This window comes from Pelagibius marinus (genome assembly GCF_014925385.1).
GTDB classification, from domain to species: Bacteria; Pseudomonadota; Alphaproteobacteria; order Kiloniellales; family Kiloniellaceae; genus Pelagibius; species Pelagibius marinus.
This window is the reverse complement of the sequence record NZ_JACSDK010000016.1, coordinates 59,166-85,435: the sequence shown is the minus strand read 5'-3', so window position 1 is coordinate 85,435 and position 26,270 is coordinate 59,166. Positions and strand designations below refer to the sequence as shown.

At 65.7% G+C, this 26,270-nt stretch carries 22 protein-coding genes; 15 read left to right on the top strand and 7 right to left on the bottom strand.

Annotated elements, in window-relative coordinates:
* The first annotated feature begins 21 nt into the window (after positions 1–21).
* From H7X47_RS19890 to H7X47_RS19845, 10 genes are all read left to right on the top strand, one after another.
* A complete protein-coding gene (locus H7X47_RS19890) occupies positions 22–1,071 on the top strand; it encodes a glycosyltransferase family 2 protein (protein ID WP_193370499.1) in 1,050 nt (349 codons plus the stop codon).
* 224 nt (positions 1,072–1,295) lie between these two features.
* Entirely contained in the window at positions 1,296–1,487 is a 192-nt protein-coding gene (locus H7X47_RS19885; RefSeq protein ID WP_193370498.1) for a Flp family type IVb pilin, read from the top strand.
* Positions 1,488–1,642: 155 nt separating this feature from the next.
* Positions 1,643–2,149: an A24 family peptidase gene (locus H7X47_RS19880; protein ID WP_193370497.1), complete on the top strand. Its 507-nt coding sequence runs from the start codon at positions 1,643–1,645 to the stop codon at positions 2,147–2,149.
* Between the two features lie 96 nt (positions 2,150–2,245).
* Entirely contained in the window at positions 2,246–3,139 is an 894-nt protein-coding gene (gene cpaB, locus H7X47_RS19875; protein WP_193370496.1) for a Flp pilus assembly protein CpaB, read from the top strand.
* A gap of 20 nt (positions 3,140–3,159) precedes the next feature.
* Positions 3,160–4,512, top strand: a complete 1,353-nt coding sequence (locus tag H7X47_RS19870; protein WP_193370495.1) for a type II and III secretion system protein family protein — start codon at positions 3,160–3,162, stop codon at positions 4,510–4,512.
* Positions 4,513–4,522: 10 nt separating this feature from the next.
* Positions 4,523–5,245, top strand: coding sequence for a CpaD family pilus assembly lipoprotein (locus H7X47_RS19865; protein WP_193370494.1), 723 nt, complete (start codon positions 4,523–4,525; stop codon positions 5,243–5,245).
* Complete coding sequence (locus H7X47_RS19860) at positions 5,242–6,555, top strand: CpaE/TadZ family protein (protein WP_193370493.1); 1,314 nt, start codon at positions 5,242–5,244, stop codon at positions 6,553–6,555. The genes H7X47_RS19865 and H7X47_RS19860 overlap by 4 nt, the downstream gene beginning before the upstream one ends.
* Positions 6,556–6,560: 5 nt before the next feature.
* Entirely contained in the window at positions 6,561–8,204 is a 1,644-nt protein-coding gene (locus H7X47_RS19855; protein ID WP_319633643.1) for a TadA family conjugal transfer-associated ATPase, read from the top strand.
* Entirely contained in the window at positions 8,201–9,211 is a 1,011-nt protein-coding gene (locus tag H7X47_RS19850) for a type II secretion system F family protein (RefSeq protein ID WP_193370492.1), read from the top strand. Before H7X47_RS19855 ends, H7X47_RS19850 begins: the two co-directional genes overlap by 4 nt.
* Positions 9,208–10,182, top strand: coding sequence for a type II secretion system F family protein (locus H7X47_RS19845; protein WP_193370491.1), 975 nt, complete (start codon positions 9,208–9,210; stop codon positions 10,180–10,182). The genes H7X47_RS19850 and H7X47_RS19845 overlap by 4 nt, the downstream gene beginning before the upstream one ends.
* Positions 10,183–10,272: 90 nt before the next feature.
* Here the strand turns inward: H7X47_RS19845 and H7X47_RS19840 are convergent, their stop codons facing one another.
* Positions 10,273–13,416 carry a PAS domain-containing hybrid sensor histidine kinase/response regulator gene (locus H7X47_RS19840; RefSeq protein ID WP_193370490.1) on the bottom strand — a complete coding sequence of 1,048 codons (3,144 nt, stop codon included), beginning with the start codon at positions 13,414–13,416 and terminating at the stop codon, positions 10,273–10,275.
* A 223-nt stretch (positions 13,417–13,639) separates the two neighbouring features.
* Here H7X47_RS19840 and H7X47_RS19835 point away from each other — a divergent pair, with 223 nt between their 5' ends.
* Positions 13,640–13,870: a hypothetical protein gene (locus H7X47_RS19835; protein ID WP_193370489.1), complete on the top strand. Its 231-nt coding sequence runs from the start codon at positions 13,640–13,642 to the stop codon at positions 13,868–13,870.
* Between the two features lie 33 nt (positions 13,871–13,903).
* On the opposite strand, the gene H7X47_RS19830 is transcribed toward H7X47_RS19835, so the two are convergent.
* The 6 genes from H7X47_RS19830 to H7X47_RS19805 form a co-directional block, all read right to left on the bottom strand.
* Entirely contained in the window at positions 13,904–14,872 is a 969-nt protein-coding gene (locus tag H7X47_RS19830) for an SPOR domain-containing protein (protein ID WP_193370488.1), read from the bottom strand.
* A 273-nt stretch (positions 14,873–15,145) separates the two neighbouring features.
* Positions 15,146–17,257, bottom strand: a complete 2,112-nt coding sequence (locus H7X47_RS19825; RefSeq protein ID WP_193370487.1) for an ABC transporter ATP-binding protein — start codon at positions 17,255–17,257, stop codon at positions 15,146–15,148.
* Between the two features lie 11 nt (positions 17,258–17,268).
* Entirely contained in the window at positions 17,269–18,156 is an 888-nt protein-coding gene (locus H7X47_RS19820; RefSeq protein ID WP_193370486.1) for an ABC transporter permease, read from the bottom strand.
* A gap of 11 nt (positions 18,157–18,167) precedes the next feature.
* Complete coding sequence (locus H7X47_RS19815) at positions 18,168–19,100, bottom strand: ABC transporter permease (RefSeq protein ID WP_193370485.1); 933 nt, start codon at positions 19,098–19,100, stop codon at positions 18,168–18,170.
* Between the two features lie 160 nt (positions 19,101–19,260).
* Positions 19,261–20,976: an ABC transporter substrate-binding protein gene (locus tag H7X47_RS19810; RefSeq protein ID WP_193370484.1), complete on the bottom strand. Its 1,716-nt coding sequence runs from the start codon at positions 20,974–20,976 to the stop codon at positions 19,261–19,263.
* Positions 20,977–21,448: 472 nt separating this feature from the next.
* Positions 21,449–22,681, bottom strand: a complete 1,233-nt coding sequence (locus H7X47_RS19805; protein ID WP_227010648.1) for a bifunctional alpha/beta hydrolase/OsmC family protein — start codon at positions 22,679–22,681, stop codon at positions 21,449–21,451.
* Between the two features lie 163 nt (positions 22,682–22,844).
* On the opposite strand from H7X47_RS19805, the gene H7X47_RS19800 reads away from it, so the two are divergent.
* From H7X47_RS19800 to sseA, 4 genes are all read left to right on the top strand, one after another.
* Positions 22,845–23,456, top strand: coding sequence for an NUDIX domain-containing protein (locus tag H7X47_RS19800; RefSeq protein ID WP_227010647.1), 612 nt, complete (start codon positions 22,845–22,847; stop codon positions 23,454–23,456).
* 123 nt (positions 23,457–23,579) lie between these two features.
* Positions 23,580–24,590, top strand: coding sequence for a cysteine synthase A (locus tag H7X47_RS19795; RefSeq protein ID WP_193370482.1), 1,011 nt, complete (start codon positions 23,580–23,582; stop codon positions 24,588–24,590).
* Between the two features lie 48 nt (positions 24,591–24,638).
* A complete protein-coding gene (locus H7X47_RS19790; protein WP_193370481.1) occupies positions 24,639–25,346 on the top strand; it encodes an alanyl-tRNA editing protein in 708 nt (235 codons plus the stop codon).
* 46 nt (positions 25,347–25,392) lie between these two features.
* The gene (gene sseA / locus H7X47_RS19785) at positions 25,393–26,268 is read left to right on the top strand and encodes a 3-mercaptopyruvate sulfurtransferase (RefSeq protein WP_193370480.1); all 876 of its coding nucleotides are present in this window, start codon (positions 25,393–25,395) and stop codon (positions 26,266–26,268) included.
* The last annotated feature ends 2 nt before the right edge of the window (positions 26,269–26,270 follow it).

The following is a 26,270-nucleotide window of genomic DNA, read 5'->3' as shown; positions in this document are numbered from 1 at the left end:
GCGCCACGCAGGTATGCCGGGATGTCACGCAACCCTGTTCACGATCAGCAGGCGACCCTCGCCGCGGCCTTGCAGCCGGAGGCGCCGCGTATTGCCGTGCTGCTGCCCTGCTACAACGAGGAAGCCGCGATCGCCCAGGTGGTCCGCGACTTCCGCCAGGCGCTGCCCCAGGCCACGATCTACGTCTACGACAACGCCTCGAGCGACCGCACCGGCGAGGTGGCGGCCGCCGCCGGCGCCCGGGTCGTCCGCGAGTCCCTGCGTGGCAAGGGCAACGTGGTGCGCCGCATGTTCGCGGACATCGAGGCGGACATCTACGTCCTGGCCGACGGTGACGATACCTACGATGCCACCGCCGCGCCGCGCCTGATCGAGACCCTGTGCCACGATCAGCTGGACATGATCAACGCGGCGCGCAGCAATACCAGCACCGAAGCCTACCGGCGCGGCCACCAGTTCGGTAATCGTTTGTTTACCACGATGGTCAGCACGCTCTTCGGCAAGCGCTTTGACGACATCCTTTCCGGCTACCGCGTGTTCTCGCGGCGCTTCGTGAAGTCCTTTCCCGCCCTGGCTCAGGGTTTCGAGATCGAAACCGAGCTGACGGTCCATGCACTGGAACTCCGCATGCCGGTCGGCGAGGTGAAGACCGCATACAAGGAACGCCCGGAAGGCTCCCTCAGCAAGCTCAGCACCTTCAAGGACGGCTTCCGCATCCTGCTGACCATCCTGAAGCTGACCAAGGCAGAACGTCCCCTGCCCTTCTTTGCGGCCGCCGGTGCCGTCCTTGCTCTCTCCTCGGTGATTTTGGCCTTCCCGTTGCTGATCACCTACCTGGAAACCGGCCTCGTGCCACGGCTGCCGACGGCGGTCCTGGTCTGCGCCCTGATGATCCTGGCGTTTCTCAGCCTCGCCTGCGGCTTTATTCTCGATTCCGTGGCCCTCGGGCGGCGTGAACTGAAGCGCTTGCACTACCTTCATCTGCCGGCGCCCCCGCCTTTTATCGCCCTGGAAGCCCAGTCGCAGGACGAAAAGTCAGCGTCTTCCGCACCGTTTTCTTGCGCCGGCTAAACACTCCCTCCTGACACAAGTTGTTGTTTATCCAGACCTGAAGCAGGATAAACCAAATTTTAGCCAATTATACATTCAATTTAATAAAGTATTAGTTGAATAACATCTTGCTCTCTATTCTTTATTTTTCATCCCGTGCAGAACAAAGACTGCGTATTTTACTGTTTGTTAATACGGAGAGGGGATTATCCGTCTTGGATATGCGTGCATAGGAGGTCGCAATCATGTTCGAAACGATCAAAACTTTTCTTTCTGACGAGTCCGGTGCGACGGCTATCGAGTATGGCCTGATCGCCGCTCTGGTTTCTGTGGCTGCCATCGCGGCCCTGCAGTCCCTCGGTGGGTCCCTGGAAAGCATCTTCGGCGTCGTGTCCAACGAGCTGAGCGATGCGGCGGCCAACGCCCAAGGTACCTAACCGGAGTAGAGCGGCGGCCCAACCGGTCCGTCGAACTCAGCTCAATGATGGTAGGGCCCGGGGCGATGTCCCGGGCCCTATCTTCTTTCGGGCGGCCTGTGTGATTTATGCGATATCGCGCCGGCCGCAGCGGAGTTTGCCCGAAAGGTTGAGTAATGGATTTTTCTGACGCCACTGCGCGTTTTACGATCCTGGCCTTTTCCGGCCTGCTGATCGCGGCCGCGGCCAGCGACTGGAAGCACTTCCGGGTGCCCAATCGCTACAGCCTCGCGCTGCTGGCCCTCTACCCGTCCTACGTCATCGCTTCCGGCGGTAACGTGGAATGGATGGGCGGGCTTATCTATGGCGCCGTGGCTTTCGGCGTCGGCTTTCTGCTGTTCACTCTGCGGCTCTGCGGCGGCGGCGACGTGAAGTTGTTCGCGGCCGTCACGCTTTGGGCCGGTCCCACCTGGTTCATGGCGATGCTGTTCTACACGGCGGTTGCCGGCGGCATCATGGCCGGCGGCCTGTGGCTGAACCACAGGTTCAAACGCACGACGGTTCCCGCGAACCTGCTCTACGCGTCGCGGGATCTGAAAGCGTCCAAGCAACCGATGCCCTACGCCGTCGCCATTGCGGTCGGCGGCCTTTTTGTGGCGCTGCAGCTCTTGGCGAGGGTCTAGAGCATGCGCCAGGTGGTCGACACCCTCACCGTTGCCGGAGGTACCGGCTATGGCGCCAGGCTGCGTTCAGCCCGCGGCGCCTCGGAGGACTGATCCATGTCACTCAGAAACATCATTCTTATCGCGGCGGCTCTGCTGATCACGGTCGTCACGACCTTCGTCGCCCGCAGCTGGCTCGAGAGCCAGCGCGCGCAGCCCGTCGCGGTCGCCCAGCAGGCACCCGCACCCAAGGGTGTGATGGTCCTGGTCGCCAAGATCTCGCTGCCGACCGGCGTGTTCATTCAGGAAGACCAGTTGCGCTGGCAGAACTGGCCCGATGACGAGATTCCCGAAGAATACATCACCGACGAAGAGTTCAAGATCGACGCCTTCTACGGCGCCGTCGTCCGGCGCGGCTTCACTGCCGGCGAGCCGATCACGCCGAAGCGCGTCATCCGCCCGGGCGAGCGCGGCTTTCTGGCCGCTGTCCTGCGCCCCGGCTATCGCGCCATGGCCATCCGCGTGAACGCCACGTCCGGCGTCAGCGGCCTGGTGTTCCCGGGTGACCGGATTGACATCATTTTGACACATACCATCGTGGACCGCACCGGCGCCGAGGCCGTAGAGCGGCGGGCCAGCGAAACGGTGCTTGAAAACGTACGCGTCCTGGCCATCGACCAGACGGTCGATGAGGACAAGAACGAGCCGAGCTACGCCAAGAACTTCACGCTCGAGGTCACGCCCAAGCAGACGGAAATGCTCACTGTGGTGCGCGAGTTGGGCATCCTGTCCATCAGCCTGCGCAGCCTGGCCAAGGACGAGGAAGAACTGGAACGCCTCACCAGCAGCCAGGAAGAGTCGCTGGAAGAGCCGGATCCCGAGCGTGGCCACACCTATACCTGGGACACCGAAGTCAGCCGTCTGGTCGGCATGCGTAGCGGACAGCAGGGCGGCAATAAGAAGGTTGTTAACATTACCCGTGGTAATGAGGTCCAGGAGCAGCGCTTCTAGGAATGGGTATCGTTATGCGCATGATTTCAAGGATTTGGCTTGCCGCCGCCATTGTGCTGTCGGTCAGCCTCCTGCCGGTGAACGGACAGGCGGCCCTGCAGGGACGCGCCGTGCCGACCAACGGCGATCCGATTGCGATCGAGATCGGTGAAGGCCAGTTGCTGCGCCTTGACCGCGGCATGGCGTCGGTCTTCATCGCCAACCCCGGCATTGCCGATGTCAGCGCCAAGTCCGATCGCCTGCTCTATCTCTTCGGCAAGGCGGTCGGCACGACTACGCTTTTCGCCCTGGACAACAACGACAACGTCATCGCCAACGTCCAGGTGAACGTGACCCACAGCCTCAAGCGCCTGCAGTCGGCGCTGAACCAGTTGGTGCCCAACGGGCTGGTCGCCGCCTCTTCGGTGGACGGTGCGATCATCCTCTCCGGCAGCGTCGAGACCGCCACCGAGGCCGAGAACGCCCGCCGCCTGGCGGCCCGTTTCGTCGGCGAGGGCGGCGAGGTCATCAACCGCCTGGCGCTCACGGCGCCAAACCAGGTGAACCTGAGGGTGCGCATTGCCGAGGTCTCTCGCGAGGTCATCAACCAATTCGGCTTCAACTGGGACGTCCTGTACGACGGCGCTTTCCAGCTGGGCCTGCAGTCCTTCCCGCCGACGGCCGGCGTCAACGCCATCTTCGGCGGTGGCAACATCGGCGACGTCTCGATCGACGGCCTGATTGACGCCCTGGCCGACGACAACCTGGTGACGATCCTCGCCGAGCCGAACCTGACGGCCGTGTCCGGCGAAACCGCCAGCTTCCTGGCCGGCGGCGAGTTCCCGATCCCGGTCTCCCAGGACGAAGACACGATCACCGTCCAATTCAAGCAGTTCGGCGTCAGCCTGGCCTTCACCCCGACCCTGCTGGGCCGCGGCCGCGTTTCCATGCGGGTTCGTCCGGAGGTCAGCCAGCTTTCCACCGCGGTTCAGGTAATCGCCGGCGGCTTGTCGATCCCCTCGCTGACGACGCGCCGCGCCGAAACCACCGTTGAACTGTCTTCCGGCCAGAGCTTCGCCATCGCCGGCCTGATCCAGGACAACACCCGCCAGGAGAATCACAAGATCCCGGGCCTGGGCGACCTGCCGATCATTGGCGCCCTGTTCAATAGCGACCGCTTCCAGCGCAATGAGACGGAACTGGTGATCATCGTCACCCCCTTCATCGTGCGCCCGGTCGACGCCGACCAGATGCGGACGCCGCTCGAGCCGTATCGCACGCCGCCGGTGGCCAAGAACGACGAGGGCCCGACCCGGCGAACGGTGCCGGTCGATCCCGCGCAGGCGTCGAGCCTGGGCGGTGCCCCCAAGAACACCGGCTTCATTCTGGACTAGGGACGCTGCGATGCTGAGCCACAAGAAAACCCGTCTGAGCGCCCTCTTCTGCCTGGGCCTGGCCACCGCGGGCTGCGCCGGCGACCCGGACCGTGATCCCGGCGCGCAAAAGGTCGCCGACGCCATCAACACCGTATTCTACAACGGCAAATGGCAGCAGATCCCGGCCACGCCGGAGAACCAGGCCGAGACCATCATCTTTGAGCAGCGCGTCTCCTTCGCCGGCGACGGCGCGGTCCTGGACCGCAGGGCGCGGCGGGCCATCGACCGCCTGCTTGCGGAGTCCGAGCCCACCCCGAACAGCCTGATCGGGCTCAGCGTAGCGGACAGCGTCGGCGCTCCGGCGACGTTCGACAGGCTGACGCTGCAGCGCCTGGAGGCGGTGCGGCTGGTGCTGGCCGACCGTGGCTACCAAAGCGCGCTGGCGACCACGGCGGAAGCCCGTGTGGCCCCCCTGGACGACGGCGAAGTCGGCCTGACGGTGACCAAGGTCATGGCCATCCTGCCGGACTGCGACCAGCCGCAGCCGCTGGAGCCCAATACGCCCGACTTCAATCGCGGATTTGGCTGCTCGAATGCCTACAACCTCGGCGTCATGGTCGCGGATCCAGCCGATCTGGAACGCGGCCGCGTGCTGGAGCCGGCTGATGCCGAGCGCCACGGCATGTCCGTCCTGCGCTATCGCGTGGGCAAGGATGAGCCGCTTCAGGAAGAGGATACCAACTCTAAATGAGCGTGGCGGATCGCATCTTGGACCAGAACCCGGCTGAGTCGATTGCCGCCGAATGCGTAGCATTCGTCGGCGACAACCAGACGCACTCGGTGGTTGCTTCCGTACTGAACGAATACTTCGCCGAACCGTTGGTGCGCGACGGCGGCCCGAACCAGGCCATCGAGTACCTGGCCGGGACCGTGCCGCCCGCCCTGCTGATCGTCGACGTCTCGGAAGCCGTCTCTCCGCAGACCGCCATGCTGTCGCTCACCGCGGCCGTGCCGGACGGCACCAAAGTCATCGGCATCGGCAGCGTCAACGACATCGCGGTCTACCGCGAGATCGTAGACTCCGGCGCCAGCGATTACCTGGTAAAGCCGGTGACGGAGAAAGCTCTCGCCTCGGCCCTCAACCGGACCGAGGAGTCTCAGCACAGCAATCACCAGCCCGAGAACGCGGCGGATCAGAAGGCGCGCATCGCCGTCATCGGCTCGCGCGGCGGCGTCGGTGCCAGCACGGTCGCCCTCAACCTCGCCTGGATCCTCAGCGAGGAGCGCAAGTACAAGACGGCGCTGGTGGACCTGGACCTGGAGTTCGGGACCATCGCCCTGGCCCTGGACCTCGAGCCGACGCGCGGCCTGCGCGAGGCTCTGGAGAACCCGGCGCGCGTCGACGGCCTGTTCATCGCCAGCGCCACCGCCAAGCTGACCGAGCACCTCTCGATCATGGCGACCGAGGAGAATTTGACCTCCGAGGTCCAGTACAATCCCAACGCCGTGGACGCCCTCTTCGAGGCCCTGGGCCGCATCAATGAAACCATCGTCGTCGATGTGCCCCGCGCCTCCTACGCGGTCCGCCGGCGCGTCTTCGAGGCGGCGACCGAGATTGTCCTCGTCACCGAGCTGTCCCTCGGTGGCCTGCGCGACTCCCTGCGCCTGCTGCGGGGCATCCGCGAAGTAGCTCCGGATACACCGCTGCGCGTCGTCGCCAACCGCGCCATGGGCCCCAAGCAGGCCATGCAGCTCAAGGACTTCCAGAAGGCCCTGGAGCATAAGGTCGACCTGGTGCTGCCCGACGAGCCCAAGGTCTTCAACACCGCCGCCAACACCGGCAAGCCGCTGGCCCAGACCAACTCCCGGGCCAAGGTCTGCAAGGCGCTGCGGAAATTCGTCGGCGAATTCCATCTGCCCGAGCAGGACGACGACCCCGACAAGGCTAAATCCAAGGCCAAGGGCAAGGTCAAGATGAAGCGCGGCAAGGGCGCAGACAAGAAGGCCGCCCCGGCGAAGAAGAAGAAGTCGGGGCTCTTCGGCCTCTTTAAGAAGGGCTGACAGCCGTGGCGGGGGTTATCAACGAAGACAAAGAGCCCGCCGCGAGCGAGCAAGGGGTCTCGGACGAGAGCCTCGACGCCTATCGCCGGCAGCTGCAGCCTAAGGTTCTCTCTCTCTTTGGCGACGACGACCTGTCCAGCATCCCGCGCCCGGAACTGGCGCTGCGCATCGGCAACCTGCTCACCTACGAAATTGAACGCAGCGGCACCAAGCTGGGCCTGCTGCAGCGGCGCAAGCTCGTCACCGGCCTGATCGATTGGCTGCTTCAGTGCAACGCCATGCAGCCGGAAGAGCGCCAGGAACTGATGGACAGCGCGCCGGTTCCGCAGGCCCAGCCGGGCGCCGTCACGCCGCCCGAAGGCCAGGACAGGACAAAGGCCACCTCGCACAGCCCGACCGTCACCGCCGCCAAGAACAAGGTCCATCCCCTGGTGATGGAGCGCCTGGACGTCTCGGCGGCCTCGCAGCTTCCGCGCGAGGACCTGACCCGCCAGATCGGCGAAATCGTCCGCGAAATCGTCGTCGACGAGAAATTGAACCTCAACGGACCCGAGCAGCAGTCCATCGTCGATATTATGCTCGACGACATGCTGGGCCTCGGCCCACTGGAGCCGCTGTTGGCCGACGAGGCGGTGACCGACATCATGGTCAACGGGCCGAAGCAGGTCTATGTGGAGCGCCGCGGCAAGCTGGAGCTGACCGACGTCACCTTCCAGAACGACGAGCACGTACTGAACATTGCCCGGCGCATCGTCTCTCAGATCGGCCGTCGCGTCGACGAAACGACGCCGCTGGTCGACGCACGCCTCATGGACGGCAGCCGCGTCAACATCATCATTCCGCCCTTGGCGATCGACGGTCCCTCGATCTCCATTCGTAAGTTCTCCAAGAAGGGCATCACGCTGGACGTGATGCAGCGGCAGAACAACATTTCGCCGGCCATGGCCACGGTGATGAAGATCGCCGCCCGCAGCCGGCTCAACATCCTGATCTCCGGCGGTACGGGTTCGGGTAAGACCACCCTGCTGAACGCCATGTCGCAGCTGATCGATCCCGGCGAACGTATCGTCACCATCGAGGACGCGGCCGAACTTCAGCTGCAGCAGCCCCACGTGGTGCGCCTGGAAACGCGCCCGCCAAATCTGGAAGGCAGCGGCGAGATCACCATGCGCGATCTGGTGAAGAACTCCCTGCGTATGCGCCCGGACCGAATCATCTTGGGTGAGGTACGTGGCGCCGAAGCCGTGGACATGCTGCAGGCCATGAACACGGGCCATGACGGTTCCCTCGGCACGCTTCACGCCAACCGCCCGCGCGAAGCCCTGACCCGCCTGGAGAACATGATCGGCCTGGCCGGCATCAACCTGCCCGCCAAGGCGGTGCGAACGCAGATCGCCTCGGCCATCGACATGATCGTCCAGGTGTCGCGTATGCGTGACGGCATGCGCCGCGTGACCCACGTGGAAGAGATCGTCGGCATGGAAGGCGAGATCATCACCACCCAGAACCTCTTCACCTACGAGTTCCAAGGCGAAGGCAAGGACGGCCTGCTGCTGGGCAATTACAAGTCCTCCGGCCTGCGGCCGCACTTCACGCCCAAGGCCGCCTACTTCAGCCTGGACAAGCCGCTGCTCGAGGCCATGGGATGAACGTAGAGCTTCCTCTGCAGCTCGGCTCGGTGCCCATCGAATGGCTGCTGATCAGTCTTCCGGCCTTCGGCACCCTGGTGCTGTTCCTGCTGTTCTTCGGCGGCAACGGCACCGCGAAGCAGACGCGCCGGCGCATCAGCCGCGTAAAGGAAAGCAATGCGCCGCAGATGACGCCTGAGGAGATCATCTCCATTCGCCGCGCCAGCGGCGACAGCGGCATCCCCCTCCTCGACAACCTCATCAAGCACCTGGTCCCACGACCCGAGAAGCTGCGCCTGCGCCTGGCCAGCGCCGGTCTCAATCTCACGCTCGGCAACTACGTGCTCATGTCGCTGCTGCTGGGGCTGTTCGTCTTCGGCATCCTGAAGTTCACCAACACCGCGCCGCTGCTGCTGAGCACCCTGGTCGGCCTGCTGGCTGCGGTTCTGCTGCCCCACGCCATCGTCGGCTTCCTGGTCAGGCGCCGGCGCAGCAAGTTCATCGCCAATTTTCCAGAGGCCATCGACCTCATGGTCCGCGGCCTGCGCTCCGGCCTGCCAATCACCGAGTCCATCCGCACCGCCGGTGCGGAGATCGTCGCCCCGGTCGGCACCGAGCTGCAGAATGTCACCGATTCCGTGCGCCTGGGCGCCAAGCTGGAGGAAGCCCTCTGGGAGACCTCGCGGCGCCTGGATATCCAGGAGTTCAACTTCTTCACCATTGCCCTGGCGATCCAGTCGGAGACCGGCGGTAATCTGGCCGAGACCCTGGCCAACCTGTCCGACGTGCTTCGCCGCCGACGCCAGTTGAAGCTGAAAATCAAGGCCCTGTCCTCCGAAGCGAAGGCCAGTGCCTACATCATCGGTTCCCTGCCCTTCATCATGGCGATCCTCATCTACCTGATCAATCCGGGCTACATCTCGGAGCTCTGGATCGACCCCCGCGGCATGTTCCTGGTCGGCATCGGCTTCACCAGCTTCGCCATCGGGATCGGCGTCATGTACAAGATGGTGAAGTTCGAGATATGACCTTCGACGATCTGCTCCCTCCCGGCATGTCGGTCGAGGACATGCTGGTCATCATGACATCACTGTCCGTGCTGGTCAGCAGCCTGGCCGTCTGGTTCGCCCTGCTGCATCGGGACACCGCGGCAAAACGCGCCATCATGATCGCCAAGCAGCGCCAGGATATGCGCGTGGGCGTCATGGCGCCGCGGCGGCGCGAGGCCCACATGGGCAGCATGACCGTCATGCGCCAGGTCGTGGAGCGGCTGAAACTGCTGCGCAGTACCCAGGCCAACAAGGTTTCTGAGAAACTGTTGCGCGCCGGCTGGCGTAGCAAGGACGCGCTGGTTCGCTTCTTCTTCTTCAAGTTCTCCCTGCCCTTTGTCTGCGGCGGCCTCGCAGTATTCATGCTCTACGGCCTGGATGCCTACCACCTGCAGCCCGTCACCAAGGCCTGCACCGCTCTGGGAATCACGGTCCTCGGCGCCTACCTGCCGGACCTGCTGGTCTACAACCAGTCGTCCAAACGCCGAGAGGCCATCCGCAAGTCGCTGCCCGACGCCCTCGACCTCATGGTCATCTGCGCCGAAGCCGGCCTCAGCCTGGACGCAACGCTGATGCGCGTCTCGGACGAAATGGAAAAGACTTCGCCGGAGCTGTCGGACGAGTTCGGCCTCACGGGCCTGGAACTCGGTTTCCTGCCGGATCGCCGCACCGCCATGCAGAACCTCGCCAAGCGCACCGATCTCTCGGTGTTGCGCGGCATGGTCGGCACCCTCATTCAGGCCGAGCGCTACGGTACGCCGCTGGCCCAGTCGCTCCGCGTTCTCTCGGCGGAATCGCGTGAGGAACGCGCCATGAAGGCCGAGGAAAAGGCGGCGCGCCTGCCGGCCCTGCTGACGGTGCCGATGATCGTCTTCATCCTGCCGCCGCTCTTCGTGGTGCTGATCGGCCCCGCCATCCTGCGCACGATCGACGCCCTCAGCAAGATGTAGCCGGCCTACGGCACCGGCGAGCGCGGCAGGCCGATCCGGCTGCCCCTCCAGAGGAGCTGCTCATCCGGCTCCCCGGCGCCGCAACGCTACTTAGGACACCTCCGGCTCCGACACCGAAAAGTCCTCGAGCAGGCTGCTTACGGCAAGGGCCAAGGCTTCCGGGTCGACCGGCTTCTGCAGTGCGGGAAAGCCCTGCCCGGTGATCTCCCGCATTTCCTCCTCACCCTGGTCGGCGGTGACGATCAATACCGGCACCATGCGCTTGCAGAGGACCCGCAGACGTCCGGCCGCGCGCACGCCGTTGCAGGCGGCGGGCAGGCGGTAGTCGGCAATGATCAGGTCGAAGGCATCGGGCGCGGCGGTGACGATATCCGCCGCAGTGTCGTAGTCGCCCGCCGCCTCCACGCGGCAGCCCCAGGACTCGAGGGCGCGGATCATGCCCTTGCGCACCTGGCGATCGTCGTCGATGACCAGGACCGTGGCGTTCGACTTCATGCTCGCCCGGCGCCGCCCGGCGCCCCGCCGGGACAAGTCGACGGACTTCCCGGTCTGGTCCAGTTGAACGGCAAAGACGCTGCCCTGCCCGCGCACCGAATGCAGGAAGATCTCGTGTCCCAAGATGTTCGCCAGCCGCCGGACGATGGACAGGCCGAGACCGATCCCCCGCTGGCGTTCGCGCGCCGGGTTGTCGAGCTGGTGGAACTCCTCAAAGATCCTTTGCTTCTCGCCTTCCGGAATGCCCAGGCCGGTGTCCCAGACCTCGATACGCAGCTTGTCGCGCCGTCGGCGGCAGCCGAGCAGGACCCGCCCGGAGGGCGTGTAGCGCACCGCGTTCGACAGCAGGTTCCCAAGGATCCGCTCCAGCAGGTTGGGGTCGCTGAAGACGACCTGGCTGGATGGCACCATCTTGAGCTCCAGGCCCCGCTCGCGCGCCTGGGGACCGTAAACCCGGACCATGCGGTCCAGCAGCTGCTGCACCGGAAACTGCATGAAGCGGCCTTCCAGCTTACCGCTCTCCAGCTCCGAGACGTCCTGCATGGCGTTGAGCAGGCGCCCCGCCGCATTGGACGCCTCGCGCAGGTCGCCGATGATGCTGTGGGTTTCCTCGTCGCTGACCGTCGCCTCCAGCGCCGCGACGAAGAGCTCGATGGCATGCAGGGGCTGGCGCAGGTCGTGGCTGGCCGCCGCCAGGAAGCGCGTCTTCGCCTGGTTCGCCTGCTCCGCGAGTTCCCGCGCCCGCTTGAGCTCGGTGATATCGGTGGAGACGCTGGCGACGCCACCGTCGTGCGTGCGCCGCTCGGTCATCTGGTAGACGCGCCCGTCGTTCCAGGTGATCTCGAAATTGCCGTCCGCGGCCTGGTGGGCGCGCAGGCGCCGCCGCACCCAGTCCTCCTTCTCGTCCTCGCCGGCCAACCCCATGATGCAGCCCTCGCCGGCATTGACGCGGGCGATCTCCTCGAAGGTGGCTCCGGGGTAGATGTGCCGGCCTTGATCGAAAGCGCGGCTGCGATAGGTCTGATTGCAGAGCACCAGTCGGTCTTCGGAGTCAAAGAGGGCGAAGCCGCCGGAGATGGACTCGATGGCGTCGATCAGGCGCTCTTCCGCCGCCTCGGCCCGCTGGCGCGCCTTGATTTCGGCGCTCTCGTCCTCCGCGACCCCACGATAGCCCCGAAAGCGGCCGGTGCGGTCGTAATAGGGCTTTCCGTTGATGCGCCAATAGAAGCGCTCGCCATCGTCGCTGACGAAGGCCGCGCGCAGATCCTTGATCGGCCGCCGCCCCTCCAGGTCCCGGCGCAGGCGCCGCCAGTACTGGTCGCCCACGACATCCGCCGCGAAGAGCCCCCAAAGGGTCCGTCCGGTTGCCTCGCCCGCCGTCGGGCGCGAGCGCCCGGCCTCGGTCTGGACATCCAGGAAGGAGGATAGCCGCAGGCTCTCATCCATCTCCCAGAAGCCGCCGGGGCCGGACTGGGCGAAGTCCTTGAAGCGCTGTTCGCTTTCCTTCAAGGCGTCCTCTGCCGCAACCTGCTCGGTCACATCGAAGCGGATGCCGATGAAACCGCCTGTCTCCAGGGGGTGATTGCGGGCCTCGATCCAGCGTCCCTCACTGGTCTTGGTGCGGAAGGTGGGATGCTTGCGGAAGATATGGGCGACCGCCGCGTCGCCGTTCACTTCTTCCGACCCGGCCAGGACCGTGAACTGGTCGCGGTCGAAGGCGATCTTCATGAGGTCTGAATAGGCCGCACCCGCCGTCAGCTCGCCGGCGAGCTTGGGATAGAGATCGCAATATTTCTGATTGCAGAGCACCAGGCGGCCTTCGCTGTCAAACCAGACGAAGCCGTCGGTCATGCTCTCGATCGCCTCCGAGAGCAGCGCCTTGGAGCGTGCGGCCTCGCGCTCGCTGCGCGCCAGGGCCCGTTCGGCCTCCTTGCGCTCGGTTATGTCGGTGCAGATGGTGCCGATGCCCTGCAGTTCACCGGTCGCATCGATCAGCGGGAACTTGACCGTGAAACCCTCGACGGCCCCCTGGTGCAGGGGAATGGTTTCCTCGTAGGCCAGGGGCTTGCACGTCTCAGCCACCGTCCTGTCGGCGCAGGTCACCTGCTCCGCCCAGACCGGATCGACTCCCATGTCGATGGGTAGTTTGCCCCGAACCTGCTCGTTGGTGACGCCGTATAGCTCCTCAAAGCGCTTGCTGACCTGCAGATAGCGTCCCTGGGCATCCTTCAGGCAGATATCGACCGGCGAGTACTCGAAGATCGCGGCCAGGCGGTCGGCACTGCTGTGCAGGGCCCCCTCGTTGCGGCTCTCCGGCGCCTGGACGCTCAGCGTCGCGCTCCAATACCGCCCCTCCACCGACGTCAGCGACAGGGGGACCCACTGGCAGCTCAGCAGAGCCGTCCCGCCCTCCGGCACAGTCAGGGTCAGGGTCTCGGAAAAGGCCTCGCCGGCGGTGAAGCGGCCGGCCGCCCGGCGCTGTTCCAGCGCCGAACGCGCTTGCGCCGTCAGATCGCCCAGGTGGCTGGGCAGGACCGACGGAAGCCGGCCGCCGAACAGGCGTGCGAAGGCGCCGTTGCCGTACAGGAGTTCCGGTTCGCAGGCTCCTTCGCGCAGCAGGCCCAAAGCCACGGCGACCGGAAGATGTTCGAAGGCATCGCCGGCCAACTGGCCCAGCTCGGGGCTCTCCCCCTCACCTGTCGGCGCTCCCTCTGGTCCCAAGCGCTTCAGACCGTCCATAGAGCTGTCCTAACTCACCCAGTCTGGTGCGATTATAGCGGTATTAACTGCTATTACAGCGGAGAATTCACCCTATGGCACAGGTATCCCAAGGATCTCTGCATCTTAACACGCCATTAACCATACTCTACTTTAGGGCGAACCGCAGCGGTTAACGAAAGGGAAAGAGGTCATGCCGTAGCCTTGCGGAGGTCGATTGCAAGCAATACCGGAGCGTCCTTCCGTGCCGAAGTACGACGTAAAACTCCAGCTGGATGACGAAGAGCACCAGATTCACCTGGAAATCTACCAGCAGGTCATCTCTGCGCACGAGCAGACCGAGGAAGAGGTCGTCCACCGGGCCAAGCAGCAGTTCCGCCACTGGGCGGAAGGCCGCGGACCGGAATGGAAGCTGGTCGCCCTTCGGATACCTTTCGCCGCCGTCACCGACAGCGAGATCCGCGTCACCCACTGACGCCGGCGCCCACCGGAGCGCCGCCCCGACGCCTCAGCGCACCACCACGAAACAGGCCTGTCCGGCGTCGATAAGGCTGCCGCAGGCCGCCGTCGCGCCTTCCTCTGTGCCGAAGGCCCCGGCCTGGACGCGGTAGAAGACGCCGCGGTCGCCCAGCTTGGCCTCCTCGACGACCAGCCTCAGGGGCTTCAGAACCTGCGGATAGCGGGCCCGCAGGCGCTGCCACTCCTCGACGACATGTTCCTTTTTCTCGACCGCCGAAACCTGGACCAGGATGGTCCCGGCGGGCGCTTCCCATGCCTCGGCGGCGAAGGCCGCCGCCTCCTCCGGCGCTGCAGCTTCTGCCGCCGGCGCCACGGCCGCGATCTGCTCCGCGGCGACCAGCTCCACGACCGTCGCCTCGGCAGCGGCAGGCTCGCCGGCCGGCGGCTCCGCCGGTCCCAACGCGGTTTCCGGCAGAATGGCTTCACGGGCTGGCGCTTCCTTCGTTGCGGCCTCAGGCCCCTCGGGCGCCTCGACCGCCTCGGCGGCCACCTCCGCCTCCCCCGGCTGCGAGGCCGCAGCCCCTTCCGGTGGCAGGGGCGGGAACTTCGGCGGCGGGGGCAGACGCGACTTGCGCCAGTCCCGCTTGCCAGGCGCCGGCGTCCCTTCAGATTCAGCCGCCGCGGCTTCCCCGATCGGGGGCAGATTCTGCGCGCTTACCTCTTCGACCGGCGCGGAGGCCACCTGCGGCGGCGCCGGCCTGCCGGCCGCCTCCGCCCGCGCCCTGGCACGTTCGCGGGCACGCTCTGCCTCGCTCTTCGGCGTTTCGTCGTTGAAGGCGGATTCGTAGGTCAGGCGCTCGCTGCTGTAGAGCACACCGCTATCGCTGGCGACCAGCCCCTCGGCCAACTGATCTTCGTCGATCTGTGTCGGGCCGGATTCAAGGTCCAGATCCCGGGACCAGGGCTGCGGCTCGGTCGGTTGGGGCGGGGGCGGCGGGGCTTTCGCCTTCTGCGGCACCAGGGGAGGATCCGATTCCGGCGGCGGCCCTACCTCGATCGTGCAGCCGCCCAGAATCAGGGACGCCAGAACCAGGACCAGGGCCCTGGTTCCGATTCCGGGACGCCTGCCGAGGGCGCCGGGAACACGCGCTATGGTTAATGACTCCGCCGCTTTCATGACGCCGAAGGTACGACCGGACAGGCTTCGCGGCAAGCGTCGCAAAGCCCCAGGGGCCCGACACAAAGGCGGTAGACCGGAAGCGCCAGGGACCCTGTGCCCAGGGAGACCGCCCTATTCCGCGGCCGGCGGCGCCGCATCCTCGGCCATTACGATCACCGGTTTCATCTGACGCAGGTCTTCCATCGAAAGGTGACAGGCGATCTGGTGGCCCGGCGTCGGTTCCACCACAGGAGGAACCTCGGTTTCGCAGACCGAGCCGATCTTGCGCGGACAGCGGGTGTTGAAGACGCAGCCGGTCGGCGGGTTGGTCACCGAAGGCAGGTTGCCCTCCAGGATGATCCGGGTCTTCTCTACCGAAGTGTCGGCGATCGGCACCGCCGAGAGCAGCGCCTCGGTATAGGGATGGTAGGGCGGCGCGAAGACGTCGTCGGTAGTGCCCTGCTCGACGATGTGGCCCAGGTACATCACCACGACGCGGTCGGCAAGGTAGCGCACCAGGCTGAGGTCGTGGCTGATGAAGATCAGGGTCGTGCGATAGGTCTTCTGGATGTCCATCAGCAGGCCGGTGACCGCCGCCTGGACCGAGACATCCAAGGCCGAGACGGGCTCGTCGGCCACCACCGTGGTCGGGTTGCCGGCGAAGGCCCGGGCGATGCCGACGCGCTGCTTCTGGCCGCCGGAGAGCTGGCGCGGCCGGCGCCGCGCGAACTCGCGCGGCAGCTTGACCAGGTCCAGCAGTTCCATGACCCGCTGCTCGATCCTGTCCTTGTTGGACTCGACGCCGAACTTGCGGATGACCCGCGCCAACTGGGCCCCGACCGTGTGGCTGGGATTGAGGGTGTCGAAGGGGTTCTGGAAGATCATCTGCATGGAGCCGACCTGCTCAGGCGTGCGGTTCTGCACTTCCTCCTGCGAGATGTCCTTGCCGTTGAACACCACCTTGCCGTCGGTCGCCGTCTCCAGGCCCATCAGCACCTTGGCGAAGGTCGACTTGCCGCAGCCGGACTCGCCGACGATGGCCACCGTCTCGCAGGAGCGCGCATCGAAGGAGATGCTCTCGTTGGCCTTCACGTAGCGCACCCGCTTGCCGGTGATCATGGCGGCGATCGAGTTGTCGGTCAGCTCGTAGTACTTCTTCATGTTGTTGATGGAGAGCACCACCTCGCCGGCCTGCGTCTCGCCGGCGCCGACGCCTTCGGGGTGGTAGCTGTCCCAGTCGATCTCCTGCCAGCGCCGGCAGCGCACGTCGTGCCCCGGCTCGTTGGGCACCTGGGTCATGGTCAGGTCATCGCGGTCGCAGAGGCCGCCCTGGAAGAAATCGCAACGCGGCCCGAAGTAGCAGCCCGACGGGCGCTGGTGCGGCAGCGGCAGCTGGCCGCGGATCGGCACCAGGGGCCGCGCCGTCTTGTCCGCGCCCGGCAGCGGGATGCAGCCGAAGAGGCCCTTGGTATAGGGGTGACGCATGTGGTCGAAGACCTCGGTCACCGTGCCGCTCTCGACCACCACGCCGGAATACATCACGTTGACCCGGTCGCAGGTCTCGAGGATGAGGCCCAGGTTGTGCGAGATGTAGACCATGGAGGTGTTGAACTTCCGGGCAATCTGGCCGATCAGCTCGATGATGCCCGCCTCCACCGTCACGTCCAGCGCCGTGGTCGGCTCGTCCAGCAGCAGCAGCGAGGGATTGGACAGCAGCGCCATGGCGATGACCACGCGCTGCTGCTGGCCGCCGGAGATCTGGTGCGGATAGACCGACATGATACGGTCCGGGTCCGGCAGGTTCACGTCGGCCAGCATCTGGCGGGAGCGCTTGTAGGCCTCCTCCTCGGTGATGTTCTCGTGGCACAGCGGCACCTCCATGAGCTGCGCGCCCAACGTCATGGAGGGGTTCAGCGAGGCCATAGGCTCCTGGTAGACCATGGCGATCTCGTTGCCGCGCAGCTGACGCAGCTCTTCCTCGCTGAAGGTCGCCATGTCGCGGCCCTTGTAGAGGACCTGACCGCCGACAATGGCGCCGTTGCCGCCGAGGTAGCGCATAATCGCCATGGCGACGGTGGACTTGCCGCAGCCGGACTCGCCGACCAGGCCGATGCTTCCCCCCTGCTCCAGGGTCATGTTGAAATCGATGACGGCGGGGATCTCACCGGCCCGGGTGAAGTAGGAGATGCAGAGATCCCGACACTCCAGGACCGGACCGTCGAAGCTGTGGCTTTGGCTCGACATTGCCCTCTCCTCTAATCGCGCAGCGAAACTTCGCGCAGGCCGTCGGCCAGCAGGTTGAATCCCAGCACCAGCGAGGAAATCGCGATGCAGGGGAAGACCGCGAGCATGGGATCGACGATGGCGAACTGCCTGAGCTCTGAGACCATGCCGCCCCAGTCGGGATCGGGCGGCGGCAGGCCGAGGCCGAGGAAGCCCAGGGTCCCGATGGTGATCACCACGTAGCCCAGGCGCAGGCAGGCGTCGACGATCAGCGGGCCGCGGGCATTGGGCAGGATCTCCACCAGCATGATGCGCCAGGCCGACTCGCCGCGGGTCTCGGCGGCGAAGACGTACTCGCGATTGCGCAGGTCCAGCACCAGGCCGCGCACGATACGCATGACGCCCGGGGCGGAAGCGAAGGTCACCGCGATCACGATGTTCGATCCCGATGCGCCAATGGTGGCGATGATGATGATGTAGAGCACCAGCACGGGAAACGAGAGAATGACGTTGGCGATGAAGGAGAGCACATCGTCCGTCAGCCCCCGGCGGTAGCCGGCGGCCAGCCCCATGGGGATGCCCACGAAGTAGGCGCAGAAGGTCGCCAGAGGCGCATAGAGCAGGACCTGGCGTGAGCCGTGGATGATCCGCGAGAGCGTGTCGCGGCCGAGCTGGTCCGTGCCCAGCCAATAGACGCCCAGGCCGTCGAGCGACGCCGATCCGGGCGGCGCCAGCGGCAGGCCTGGCTGGTTCGGCGGAAAGGGCGCCAGGATGTCGGCGAAGATCGCCACCAGCGACCAGAAGACGATGATCCCGAGGCCGATCATCCCGACCCAGCTTTCGCGGATCAGGGCGAGCCCCTTGACGAAACGCAGCAGCGGAGATTCGCGGCGCGGCACGGAAACGGCTTGGTCGGTCATGGCGCGCCCTCCTAGCTGAAGCGGATACGGGGATTGAGGTAGGTGTAGCCGATATCCGCCAGGGTCTGGGTCATCACGGCCACGAAGACGGCCACCATGGCACAGGCTTCGATGAGATAGATGTCGCTGTTCAGCGAGGCTTCGTAGAGCAGGCTGCCGAAGCCTTTGTAGGCGAAGGCCACCTCGACGACGATGACGCCGGAGAGCAGCCAGTTGATCTGCAGCATGATGACGGTGAAGGGCGCGATCAGCGCGTTGCGCAAGGCGTGCTTGCGGATGACCTGCCCGTAGGGCAAGCCCTTGAGGACGGCCGTGCGTATGTAGTGCGTCATCATGACCTCGGCCATCGACGCCCGGGTCATGCGCGCCACGTAGCCCCAGTCGTAGATCACCAGCACCATCACCGGCAAGACGAGTTGAACCAAATCAAAACCGTCGGCCATGCCGCTGGTTCCCGGCAGAACCGGCCAGGTAAAGACGAGGAGACCCGACAGGAAGACCGCGCTGGCGAACTCCGGCACGGAGGTCGTCAGGACCGCGCCCACTGAGACGCCGCGGTCGCGGGCTCCGCCTTCGCGCATGCCGGCGATGACGCCCAGCGTCAGGCCGATGATCGAGGCGATGAACAGCGCGATACCGCCCAGAATAGCAGTGTTCGCCAGGCGCGGCCACAGCACATCGCTGACCGGCACCTTGAAGCGGACGGAATCGCCGAAGTCGCCAACGACGAAGTTCCCCAGCCAGCGCAGGTAGCGCCAGATCGCCGGGTCGGTATAGCCGTTGCGCTCCAGCCAGAGTTCACGCTGTTCCTGCGAGGTGTAGGGCCCCAGAACTTTCGTGGCGACGCTCTCCACGTTTATCTCGAGCAGCAGGAAAACCAGGATCGATACGACGAGCATGGTCAGGGCCATGGTGCCGAACCGCCGAACCATAAATATCAGCATCGCGAACTAGCCTTCCCGTCCCCGCATTGCGCTTACGGCCTTGTTATCGCTCTTCCGGCCGCCCCTTCGTCGAGGCGACGTCGCAGAGCCGGCGGCAGGGAACCCGCCACAGTAAAAGATTAAGGGCCGCAGCACCCCCCGTACTGCGGCCCCTTCATGTTCAGGCCAACCAGACGCTGTTGAACTGGTGATAACGGGTCGGATGGGTCTGATAGCCTTTGACGTTGTCCTTCGCCGCAGTGAAGACGGAGCGGAAGAAGGGCTGCACCATGATGGCGTCGTCCTGGAGAATTTTCTCGACCACGGCCATCTGTTCCCGGCGCTTGGCGACGTCGAGAATGGACTCGGCCTTGTCAAGCGCCGCGTCGAACTCCGGATTGTTGTAGCCGGACTCGTTCCAGGGCACACCGCTGCGATAGGCCAGGCTCAGCACCATGGTGCCGAGCGGACGGTGCGTCCAGGAAGTCAGGCTGAAGGGCGCCTTGTCCCAGACTTCCCAGTACTGCGCCGAGGGCATCACGTTGATGGTGATGTTGATGCCGGCCTCGGCCGCGTTCTCCTTCAGCACCTGAACGGAATCCTGTTCCCAGGTGCCGTCGGTGTTACCGACGTTGCAGGTCACCTCGATGCCGTTCGGATGGCCGGCCTCGGCCAGCAGCCCCCTGGCCATGTCGATATTGCGCTTGAGCGGCGGCAACTTGGCGTACTCGGGGTGAATCTCAGCCACGTGATGGTTCTCGCCCACCGAGCCCATGCCGCGGTGCGCGAGCTTCAGATTCTGGGCGTTGTCAGAAGCCAACACCATGGCCTGACGCACCTTCTTGTTGTCGAAAGGCGCGTTGTTGACGTTCATCCGGATGACGCCGGTCTGGGCGGTCACGGCCTGGGAGACCACGACGCCGGGAATGCGCTCGGCAATTTCCAGGGTCGGGATGCCGAGGCGGTAGATAGCATCGACCTGGCCCGAGGCAAGAGCGGCGATGGCCGCGGAGTCATCCTCGCCGGTGTCGATGTAGCGGATCTCGTCCAGATAGACTTCGCCGCCCCAATAGGGCTCGCTGCGCCGGCGCAGCACGCACTCCTCGCCGACGGTGAACTTGACCAGTTCGAAGGGGCCGGTGCCAATGGGGTTCTTGGAGAAGTCGCCGCCGTCTTTGGTGAAGTTCCGATGCACGATGGCAGTCGGGTAGTTGTAGAGGTTTTCCGGCATCGACAGCACGGCCGAGTTCAGATGCAGGCGCACGGTGTGGTCGTCGACCTTCTCGACGGCCCCCTTGGTCATGCGCTTGCCCATCTTCGCGGTGCCGTCCTCGTTCTTCTCGCCGGTGTCGTATTCCTCCGTCATGGCGGAGAAGAGACCGAGGTTGGAAGAGCCGGTCGCGGGATCGAGCCAACGGGTGAAGTTGAACACCACGTCGTCGGCATTGAAGTCGTCGCCGTTGCTCCACTTGACGCCCTGGCGCAGCTTGAAGGTCCAGGTCTTCAGATCGTCGGAGGCTTCCCAGCTCTCAGCCAGGTACGGCCGCGTGATGTTGTCCGGGCCGGTGATGCTCAAGTACTCGATGACGTGACGCGACTGGTTGGACTTCTGGGTCCAGTCGTAGGTCGCCGGGTCGACCATCTCCTGCACCTGCATGGCGACGCGCAGGGTGCCGCCCTTCTTCGGCGTCTGAGCCGCGGCTTCCTGCACCAGGCCGCCGCCGGTCGGATCGCCGGCGAAGGCATAGGCCGAGGCTGCGGAGACACCCAGGAAGGCGGCGAGGCGCACGAACTCGCGCCGATCCATCTTGCCCTCTTCATACTGGTCGCAGAGGTCCTTCACGCCCGGATGCAACGGTTTCCCGTTGATGGTTTCCAGTTCGTTTTTCTTCGTCATTGCTTTAGGTCTCCCTGTGAGATTTCCTTTGGCGTGATTGCCCCGCGTCTCAGCAAGTCAATCGGCCGCTTCTCATGACTCCCCGCGTCTCTGCCCCGCTCAAATCCCGACCGCAGCATCTGCACGGTATACCGAGGCACGCGTATTTGTTCGCTTGAATTCCGGGATCATCAAAAACCGCCTGGTCCCGTCCGGGAATGGCCGGCCACGGCCAATTGCGTCGACAACGCACATCCCAACCGCACCGCAGCAGCCAGACGCCTATGCCGGCCGGCGGTCACCCGCAATCCCCTGGCTTCCCCTGTATTTCAAACGCCTCTCCGCCCTGCCGCTCTGCAAAAGAATGCCGCTAAGCGTTGGCTTATTTTGTTTCTTTTCAACGACAAGCCTAACAAACTCTAACGCTGGCCGAAACCCGCGAGTTGCAGCTTTGCGACAGTCACTGCAACAGAAGCGACGCAAAGACGGCAGGCTAGCCGTTCTGACCGCCCGCTTTCGTCTCGATGAGGATTTCGCTTTCAAGCGTCCGGTGTACCGGACACTTATCGGCAATCTCCAGCAGCCGCTGCCGCTCCTCGGGGCTTAGTTGCCCGGTGATCTCGATGTTTCGCTGGATGCGGTCGATCCTGCCGCTCCGGGTCTCGCAGGTCTCGCAGTCCTCGGCGTGGATCTTGTCGTGCGACAGGGTCACGCGGGTCCTGTCCAGGGCCAGTCCCTTGCGCTCGGCATAGAGCCTGAGGGTCATCGAGGTGCAGGCGCCCAACCCGGCCAGCAGCAGGTCGTAGGGCGACGGCCCGCTGTCCAGGCCGCCATAGCTCTCCGGCTCGTCGGCGCGCAGCTGGTGCGGCCCGGCGGCGATGCGCTGGGTGAACTTGCCTTCGCCGGTCTCCTCCACCACCACCCGGCCCTCGGCGGCCTGCAGGTCCGGCGCCGCCTTCCCGGCCCCCAGGTAGCGCTCCGCCCAGGCCGCCAGTACGTCGGCCACGTAGATGGCGTCGGCCTTGCGGCTCAGCAGGTGATCGGCATCGTCCAGGGAGACGAAGCTCTTCGGATGCTTGGCAGCCAGGAAGATACGGCTGGCGTTGTCGATGCCGACGGTTGCATCGCGCGGCGCGTGGAACACCATCAGCGCCTTGCGCAGACCGCCGATCGTGCGCTCCAGCTTGTGCTGCTCGATGTCCTCCAGGAACTGCTTCTTGATGCGGAAGGGCCGCCCGACCAGCAGCACCTCCGCCTCGCCCGCCGCCTCGATCTCCGGGCGCGCCTCGGTGAAATGGGCGGTGACGTGCGCCGGGTCGGCCGGCGCCGCGATGGTCGCCACGGCCACCGCTTCCGGTACCTGGGCGGCCGCCATGAGGACCGCCGCCCCGCCCAGGCTGTGGCCGATCAGCAGCTTCGGCGCCTCGTGAGACCGGCGCAGGTAGTCGGCGGCGCAGAGCAGATCGGCGATGTTGGAGGAGAAGTTGGTGTTGGCGAAGTCGCCTTCGCTGGCGCCCAGGCCGGTGAAGTCGAAGCGCAGCACGGCAATGCCCTGCGCCGCCAGGGCGCCCGCGATGCGCGCCGCGGCGAAGATGTCCTTGTTGCAGGTGAAGCAGTGCGCGAAGAGCGCATAGGCCCGCGGCCGCCCGCGCGGCAGGTCGAGGCGCGCGGCCAGCGTGTCGCCGCCGGCGCCCGTAAAGGTTACCTTCTCGCTCTTCACCGACATGTCCGCCTCTCCCGCTTCTTCCACTACCCGCCGATCGCAGCACGCCTGCGTCCCCCGGGCAAGCCGCGGGAATGCCATTGGGTCCGGCGGCGCGGCTCGGCTAAGGTTGCGCCGCCTCCGCGCGGGGCATGCATGTGACAAACAGATGACGGGACCCCAGTTGATGAGCGACCCCACCGAGGATGAACGCGTCGAAATCCTGGAAAAAACCACGCCCTTCAAGGGCTACTTCCAGATCGACCGCTACCGCCTGCGCCACCGCAAGTTCGACGGCGGCTGGACCGGGGAGATGACCCGCGAGATCTTCGAGCGCGGCCACGCCGCGGCGGTCCTGCCCTACGACCCAGCGCGCGACCGGGTGGTGCTGATCGAGCAGTTCCGACCCGGGGCCTACGCCGCCGGCATGGAGCCCTGGCTGATCGAGATCGTCGCGGGGATCATCGAGCCCGGCGAGACGCCGGAGGCCGTGGTGCGCCGCGAGGCGGTGGAGGAGGCCGGCTGCACGCTGGGTGAACTGCTGCCCATCGGGCGCTTCCTGGCCACCCCCGGCGGCTCCTCGGAGACCGTCACGATCTACTGCGGGTGCATCGACAGCCGGGGTGCCGGGGGCGTCCACGGCTTGGACCACGAGCACGAGGACATCCGGGTGCTGCCCCTGGACCGCACGGAAGCCCTGGACCGCCTGGCCGCCGGGGCGGTCACGAACCTGATCGCGGCGGCCGCCCTGCAATGGTTGGCCTTGAATCACACAGAAGTTATGCGTATTTGGAAGTGATCTACAGGAAAATATGTCAGAATATCGGACCAACCCTTGAACCCCCTTGGCCGGGGCAGCTACTCTCGCCGGCCAGACGCCGCGCCCCTCCGGCGGCGGCGTCTCAGCAAGGAAGAAGAAGAAATGGACGTCTGCGACGGTTTTGTCGGCGCAATCGGCAATACCCCCCTCATCCGCCTGCGCAAGCTCTCCGAGGCGACCGGCTGCGAAATCCTGGGCAAGGCGGAGTTCCAGAACCCCGGCGGCTCGGTGAAGGACCGGGCGGCCTGGGCGATCATCAAGGATGCCGAGGAGCGCGGGGCGCTGAAGCCGGGCGGCATCATCGTCGAGGGGACCGCCGGCAACACCGGGATCGGGCTGGCCCTGGTGGCCCGGGCGCGCGGCTACCGCTGCGTCATCGTCATCCCCGATACCCAGAGCCAGGAAAAGAAAGACATCCTGCGCATCTCCGGGGCCGAGCTGAAGGAAGTACCGGCGGTGCCCTACCGCGACCCGGACAACTACGTCCACGTCTCCGAGCGCCTGGCCAAGGAGCTGGACGAAAGCCACCCCCAGGGCGCCATCTGGGCTCAGCAGTTCGACAATGTCGCCAACCGGCGCGGCCACTACGAGACCACCGGCCCGGAGATCTGGGAGCAGACCGACGGCAAGGTCGACGCCTTCGTCAGCGCCGTGGGCACCGGCGGCACCCTGGCCGGCGTCAGCATGGCCCTGAAGGAGCGCAACAAGGACATCGCCATCGGCCTGGCCGACCCCATGGGCGCTGCCCTCTACAATTACTACGCCCATGGCGAGTTGAAGGCCGAGGGCTCCTCCATCAGCGAGGGCATCGGCCAGGGCCGCATCACCGCCAACCTGGAGGGCATCGAGGTGAACGAACCCTTCCAGATCCCCGACAGTGAGGCCATTCCCTATGTCTTCGACCTGCTGGAGCAGGAAGGACTCTGCCTCGGCGCCTCCAGCGGCATCAACGTGGCAGGGGCCGTGCGCATGGCCAAGAAGCTGGGTCCGGGACATACTATCGTCACCATCCTCTGCGATGGCGGCATGCGCTATCAAAGCAAGCTGTTCAATCCGGCTTTCTTGCGCGAAAAAGGGCTGCCGGTGCCCGAGTGGCTCGGCTGGCGGGGCTGAGCCCGCAGGGACCTAACATCGACCGACAAACGCCCGGGAGAGGAGAGCATGGAACTGCTGTTCAGGGACGATCCCTATCTGAAGTCCTGCGAGGCCACGGTGACGGCGAGCGGGCCGGAGGGCCTACGCCTGGACCGCACGGTCTTCTATCCTACCGGCGGCGGCCAGCCGGGCGACTGCGGGAGCCTGACCCTGGAAGACGGCAGCAAGCTGCGCGTGGCCGAGGCTGTGAAGGGCGAGACCCACGAGGAGGTGGTCCACGTCCTGGAGGACGGCGCCGCCGCCCCCGCCCCCGGCAGCAAGGTCACGGCCGAGATCGACTGGGAGCGTCGCCACAAGCACATGCGCATGCACACCTGCCTGCACCTGCTGTGCGCCGTGGTCACCGGTGACGTCACCGGCGGGCAGATCGGCGCCGAGAAGGGCCGGCTGGACTTCAATCTGCCGGACACCCAGCTGGACAAGGAGCACATCACGGCGGAGCTCAACCGCCTGATCGCCGAGGACCACCCAGTGGCGCCGCGCTGGATCACCGAGGAAGAGCTGCAGGCCCAGCCGGACCTGGTGCGCACCATGTCGGTGAAGCCGCCCATGGGCGGCGGCCGCGTGCTCCTGCTCGACATCGCCGGGGTCGACCTGCAACCCTGTGGCGGCACCCACGTGGGGCACACCGGCGAGATCGGCCGCGTAAGGGTCGGCAAGATCGAGAACAAGGGCCGCCAGAACCGGCGCATCAACATTCTGTTTGACGAATAGGAACCCGGCCCCGGCGGGGAGCCTTCGGGAGGAAGTGAAAGCAGCTATGGTCGATTTCGACAAGGACGCCCTGGTCTCCACCGAGTGGCTGGCCGATAACCTGGGGGCGCCCGACCTGCGGGTCGTGGACGCCAGCTATTACCTGCCGGGCGAAGGCCTGGACCCGCGCCGCGAGTTCGAGGCCCAGCACATTCCCGGCGCCGTCTTCTTCGACATCGACGACATCAAGGATCCGTCCAGCGATCTGCCGCACATGGTGCCCCCACCGCACGTCTTTTCCTCGAAGGTCCGCAAGCTGGGCCTCGGCGACGGGCTGCGCCTGGTGATCTATGACCAGCGCGGCATCTGGAGCGCCCCGCGCGTCTGGTGGACCTTCCGCTACTTCGGCCACGACGAGGTGGCGGTGCTGGACGGCGGCCTGCCGAAATGGCTGAACGAAGGCCGCCCGGTGGAGGAAGGCGAAGCGCACCCCGAGGAGCGCCACTTCACCCCCCGGATGAACAGCTTCCTGCTGCGCGACCGCGGGCAGATCCTGGCCAACCTTAAGAGCGGCGGCGAGCAGGTGCTGGACGCCCGCGGCCGCGGGCGCTTCGAGGGCAGCGATCCGGAGCCGCGCCAGGGCCTGCGCTCCGGCCATATTCCCGGCAGCTGCAACCTGCCCTTCGTCGAGGTCGTCGAGCAGAGCGCGCAGACCCTGCTGGACGCCGCCGCTTTGAAGGAGCGCTTCACGGCCGCCGGCATCGACCTGAACCGCCCCGTCGTCACCACCTGTGGCTCCGGCGTGACCGCCGCGGTACTGAGCCTGGCGCTGCACCGCCTCGGCCACCGCGACGTGGCGGTCTATGACGGTTCCTGGTCCGAGTGGGGACTGGAGGGCGACACGCCCGTCGAGACCGGCCCGGCGACCGTCGAGCAGTCCTGACC

Bases quoted from the DNA above. Each gene is read 5' to 3' on its own strand.
- H7X47_RS19890 (WP_193370499.1), top strand. From the start codon at position 22: ATGTCACGCAACCCTGTTCACGATCAGCAGGCGACCCTCGCCGCGGCC.
- H7X47_RS19885 (WP_193370498.1), top strand. From the start codon at position 1,296: ATGTTCGAAACGATCAAAACTTTTCTTTCTGACGAGTCCGGTGCGACG.
- H7X47_RS19880 (WP_193370497.1), top strand. From the start codon at position 1,643: ATGGATTTTTCTGACGCCACTGCGCGTTTTACGATCCTGGCCTTTTCC.
- cpaB (WP_193370496.1), top strand. From the start codon at position 2,246: ATGTCACTCAGAAACATCATTCTTATCGCGGCGGCTCTGCTGATCACG.
- H7X47_RS19870 (WP_193370495.1), top strand. From the start codon at position 3,160: ATGATTTCAAGGATTTGGCTTGCCGCCGCCATTGTGCTGTCGGTCAGC.
- H7X47_RS19865 (WP_193370494.1), top strand. From the start codon at position 4,523: ATGCTGAGCCACAAGAAAACCCGTCTGAGCGCCCTCTTCTGCCTGGGC.
- H7X47_RS19860 (WP_193370493.1), top strand. From the start codon at position 5,242: ATGAGCGTGGCGGATCGCATCTTGGACCAGAACCCGGCTGAGTCGATT.
- H7X47_RS19850 (WP_193370492.1), top strand. From the start codon at position 8,201: ATGAACGTAGAGCTTCCTCTGCAGCTCGGCTCGGTGCCCATCGAATGG.
- H7X47_RS19845 (WP_193370491.1), top strand. From the start codon at position 9,208: ATGACCTTCGACGATCTGCTCCCTCCCGGCATGTCGGTCGAGGACATG.
- H7X47_RS19840 (WP_193370490.1), bottom strand. From the start codon at position 13,416: ATGGACGGTCTGAAGCGCTTGGGACCAGAGGGAGCGCCGACAGGTGAG.
- H7X47_RS19825 (WP_193370487.1), bottom strand. From the start codon at position 17,257: ATGTCGAGCCAAAGCCACAGCTTCGACGGTCCGGTCCTGGAGTGTCGG.
- H7X47_RS19820 (WP_193370486.1), bottom strand. From the start codon at position 18,156: ATGACCGACCAAGCCGTTTCCGTGCCGCGCCGCGAATCTCCGCTGCTG.
- H7X47_RS19815 (WP_193370485.1), bottom strand. From the start codon at position 19,100: ATGCTGATATTTATGGTTCGGCGGTTCGGCACCATGGCCCTGACCATG.
- H7X47_RS19810 (WP_193370484.1), bottom strand. From the start codon at position 20,976: ATGACGAAGAAAAACGAACTGGAAACCATCAACGGGAAACCGTTGCAT.
- H7X47_RS19805 (WP_227010648.1), bottom strand. From the start codon at position 22,681: ATGTCGGTGAAGAGCGAGAAGGTAACCTTTACGGGCGCCGGCGGCGAC.
- H7X47_RS19800 (WP_227010647.1), top strand. From the start codon at position 22,845: ATGAGCGACCCCACCGAGGATGAACGCGTCGAAATCCTGGAAAAAACC.
- H7X47_RS19795 (WP_193370482.1), top strand. From the start codon at position 23,580: ATGGACGTCTGCGACGGTTTTGTCGGCGCAATCGGCAATACCCCCCTC.
- H7X47_RS19790 (WP_193370481.1), top strand. From the start codon at position 24,639: ATGGAACTGCTGTTCAGGGACGATCCCTATCTGAAGTCCTGCGAGGCC.
- sseA (WP_193370480.1), top strand. From the start codon at position 25,393: ATGGTCGATTTCGACAAGGACGCCCTGGTCTCCACCGAGTGGCTGGCC.